Consider the following 3,190-nt stretch of genomic DNA (forward strand, 5'->3'; position numbering starts at 1 on the left):
AAAACACAGTTACGAGGGACGAGTAACGAGGTACGAGGTTTTACTCGTCACTCGGCCCTCCGACCCTCGTCCCTTTATTCGAGGGGGCGAAGAATACCCTATGAAAGGCCAAGTTTCCAGAGGGAGGCGGTCTTGAAATCGGATCGATATGGCTTGATATCGGGAACTAATCAGGTATCCTGTAGTCCATTAGTCAGGCTTAAATTTGAATAAGGATGGGTTAAACATGTACCAAGAACGTGCTGCTACCCGGCCGCTTGGGTCGGCGATAGAGACCAACAAGGTATTGCGTAACACCTATGCACTGCTGTCCATGACCCTGATCTTCAGTGCTGTGATGGCAGCGATCAGTGTGGTCTCGCAGGTTTCTTATGGTATGGGGCTGATCGCGACGATTGCCGGCATCGTGATGCTCTGGTTCGTCCTGCCGCGCACCGCCAATTCGGCCACCGGGATTCCGGTGATTTTTGCCATTACGGGGCTGCTGGGCTTCGGTCTGGGGCCGATCGTGGGCTATTATCTGGCCGCCAATCCAACGATTGTCATGACCGCTCTGGGCGGCACCGCCGTGATCTTCCTTGGCCTGTCCGCTTACGCCCTGACCACGCGCAAGGATTTCAGCTTCCTGGCGGGTTTCCTGTTTGTCGGCTTTTTCGTGGTCCTGGCCGCGGCGCTGGCGAATATCTTCCTGGAGATTCCGGCGCTGTTTCTGGCCGTGAACGCCGCTATCGTACTGATCATGAGCGGGTTCATTCTGTTCCAGACTTCCTCCATCATCCATGGCGGGGAAACCAACTACATCATGGCCACGGCCGGGATTTTCCTCTCCCTGCTGAACATGTTCCAGGCCCTGCTGCATCTGCTGGGTGCCTTCGGCAACGAATAAACGCCACCCACGGCAACGTTCAAAAGCCCCGACATATCGGGGCTTTTTTTGGTCTGAAATAAGCCCCGAACGGTGAAAAAATAACCGTTCGCGGCGAATTAAAAAGGAGGCTTCAAATGGGTTGGGAAAAAATCGCCACGGCGGTACTGCTCGGTGCCATGCTGATATTCATCTTCCCGCGCATGCGCCATGCGCTCAACAACGCCCCCAAGGGCTCGGCCGAGGACTGGAAAGGCTTTCTGTTCCCCATCGCCCTGGTCGTGGGCTTCGTGGTATTGCTGATTCTGCTGGTTAAAGGTTAAATCCGCACCTATCCCAGCTGCTGCAGCCCGCCCATGTAGGGTTGCAGTGCCGCGGGAATGGCGACCCGGCCGCCCGCGTCCTGATAATTTTCCAGAATCGCCACCAGCGTGCGCCCGACCGCCAGGCCGGAGCCGTTGAGCGTGTGCACCAGCTCGGGTTTGCCCGTGGCCGGGTTGCGCCAGCGGGCCCTGAGCCGGCGGGCCTGGAAGTCCTCGAAGTTGCTGCAGGAGGAGATCTCCCGGTATTTACCCTGCCCCGGCAGCCAGACCTCCAGATCGTAGGTCCGCGACGCCGAAAAGCCGATATCCCCCGTACACAGATCGACGACCCGGTAAGGCAGTTCCAGTTTCTGTAACACCGCCTCGGCGTGGCCGGTGAGCTCTTCATGGGCTGCCAGCGAATCGGCCGGGCGTACGACCTGTACCAGCTCCACCTTTTCGAACTGGTGCTGGCGAATCATGCCCCGGGTGTCCTTGCCGTAGGAGCCGGCCTCGCTGCGAAAACAGGGCGTGTGGGCGACGTATTTGCGTGGCATATAGTCGTCGTCGACGATCACATCGCGCACGATATTGGTCACCGGCACCTCGGCGGTGGGGATCAGGTAGAAATCCTGCTCGTGGTGCAGCTTGAACAGATCTTCCTCAAATTTGGGCAGCTGGCCGGTGCCGCGCAAACTTTCCGCGTTGACGATATACGGCACATAGGTTTCGGTGTAGCCGTGTTCGGTGGTGTGCAGATCGAGCATGAACTGGATCAGCGCCCGGTGCAGCCGGGCGATGCCGCCGCTCATGACGGCAAAGCGGGAACCGGTCAGTTTGGCGGCGGTGTCAAAATCGAGACCGCCGATCTGCTCGCCCAGATCCACGTGATCCTTTGGTTCAAAATCCAGCTGGCGCGGTTCGCCCCAGTGGCGGATCGCCACATTATCGTCCTCATCCCGGCCGTCGGGCACAGCGGCCTGCGGGATGTTCGGGATACCGAGCAGAATCGCATCCAGTTGCTGCTGGACCTCCTGCAACTGTGTTTCGGCCGCCTTGAGCCGGTCGCCGAGATCGGCCACGGCTTCCAGAATCGGCGCGGCATCCTCGCCTTTGGCCTTGGCCTGGCCGATGGCTTTGGATTGGGTATTACGTTCGGCCTGCAGCTCCTGGGTTGTCACCTGGAGCTGTTTGCGCTGCTCTTCCAGCGACTCGATGGTTTCGGTCTCCAGTTGATAACCGCGGCGGGCCAGTTGTGTGGCACAACCCTGCAAGTCGTTACGTAATCGTTTGGGATCCAGCATAGAAAACCTTCTGTTTATTGGGTATTGACCCGGGCGTCCCAGGTGACGATATGACCGGGTTTGATAAAGTCATTCAGGTGTTTCACGATCGCCTCGGCTTTTTCAGGCGAATCATAGAATTCCACGACGATCGGTAAATTGAGCGAGAGATCGAGCAGTCCCGAATGGTGTATCTCGCCCGATTCCCCGAACCCGGAGATACCGCGAAACACCGTCACGCCGCTGGCCTTTTCCCAGTCATGCAGGCGTCGTATCAACGTGTCGAGCTGGGCCTCGCCCTCGGTCAGGTAGATCCGGACCATCGTGACCGATGTATGATTCATAATTGACGTCCTCCCAACATGCCCACCCAGGCGGCCAACAGACAAAGTGTGACACTGAGCAGAATGTTCATCCCCGCCTTGACCAGCGCACCACTTTCGATCAGGTTCAGCGTTTCCAGGGAAAAGGTCGAAAACGTGGTAAAGGCACCGAGCAAACCGATCAGTAACAGGGCGCGCCACTCGGCACCGAGACTGGCCCGTTCCAGCAAGACAATATAAAGAAACCCCATCAACAGCGACCCGAGGACATTGACACTCAGCGTCCCGTAAGGAAACTCCCGACCCAACAGCTGATGGACGCTGCCAGAGAGCGTAAAGCGCAGCACCGAACCGATGGCGCCGCCCACGGCAATGGCGAGAATCTGAAGCACCGATTAATCCCTGATCAACAAAGGC

5 protein-coding genes are annotated in these 3,190 nt (G+C 58.0%); 2 read left to right on the forward strand and 3 right to left on the reverse strand.

All coding sequences use genetic code 11. The features are described from left to right. The first annotated feature begins 226 nt into the window (after positions 1-226). On the forward strand, positions 227-886 hold the full coding sequence (locus RI563_RS09465) for a Bax inhibitor-1/YccA family protein (RefSeq protein WP_310694131.1): 660 nt from the start codon (positions 227-229) through the stop codon (positions 884-886). A 116-nt stretch (positions 887-1,002) separates the two neighbouring features. Continuing rightward, a complete protein-coding gene (locus RI563_RS09470; protein WP_310694132.1) occupies positions 1,003-1,188 on the forward strand; it encodes a hypothetical protein in 186 nt (61 codons plus the stop codon). A gap of 8 nt (positions 1,189-1,196) precedes the next feature. Here the strand turns inward: RI563_RS09470 and serS are convergent, their stop codons facing one another. The 3 genes from serS to crcB are packed head-to-tail and all read right to left on the reverse strand — an operon-like array spanning position 1,197 to position 3,165. Further along, complete coding sequence (serS, locus tag RI563_RS09475; protein ID WP_310694133.1) at positions 1,197-2,471, reverse strand: serine--tRNA ligase; 1,275 nt, start codon at positions 2,469-2,471, stop codon at positions 1,197-1,199. Between the two features lie 14 nt (positions 2,472-2,485). Beyond that, positions 2,486-2,794, reverse strand: a complete 309-nt coding sequence (locus tag RI563_RS09480; protein ID WP_310694134.1) for a DUF190 domain-containing protein — start codon at positions 2,792-2,794, stop codon at positions 2,486-2,488. Next, on the reverse strand, positions 2,791-3,165 hold the full coding sequence (gene crcB / locus RI563_RS09485; RefSeq protein ID WP_310694135.1) for a fluoride efflux transporter CrcB: 375 nt from the start codon (positions 3,163-3,165) through the stop codon (positions 2,791-2,793). Before crcB ends, RI563_RS09480 begins: the two co-directional genes overlap by 4 nt. Positions 3,166-3,190: the final 25 nt, after the last annotated feature.

Origin of the sequence: Thiohalophilus sp. (genome assembly GCF_031581315.1) — a bacterium.
Taxonomy (GTDB): domain Bacteria; phylum Pseudomonadota; class Gammaproteobacteria; order UBA6429; family Thiohalophilaceae; genus Thiohalophilus.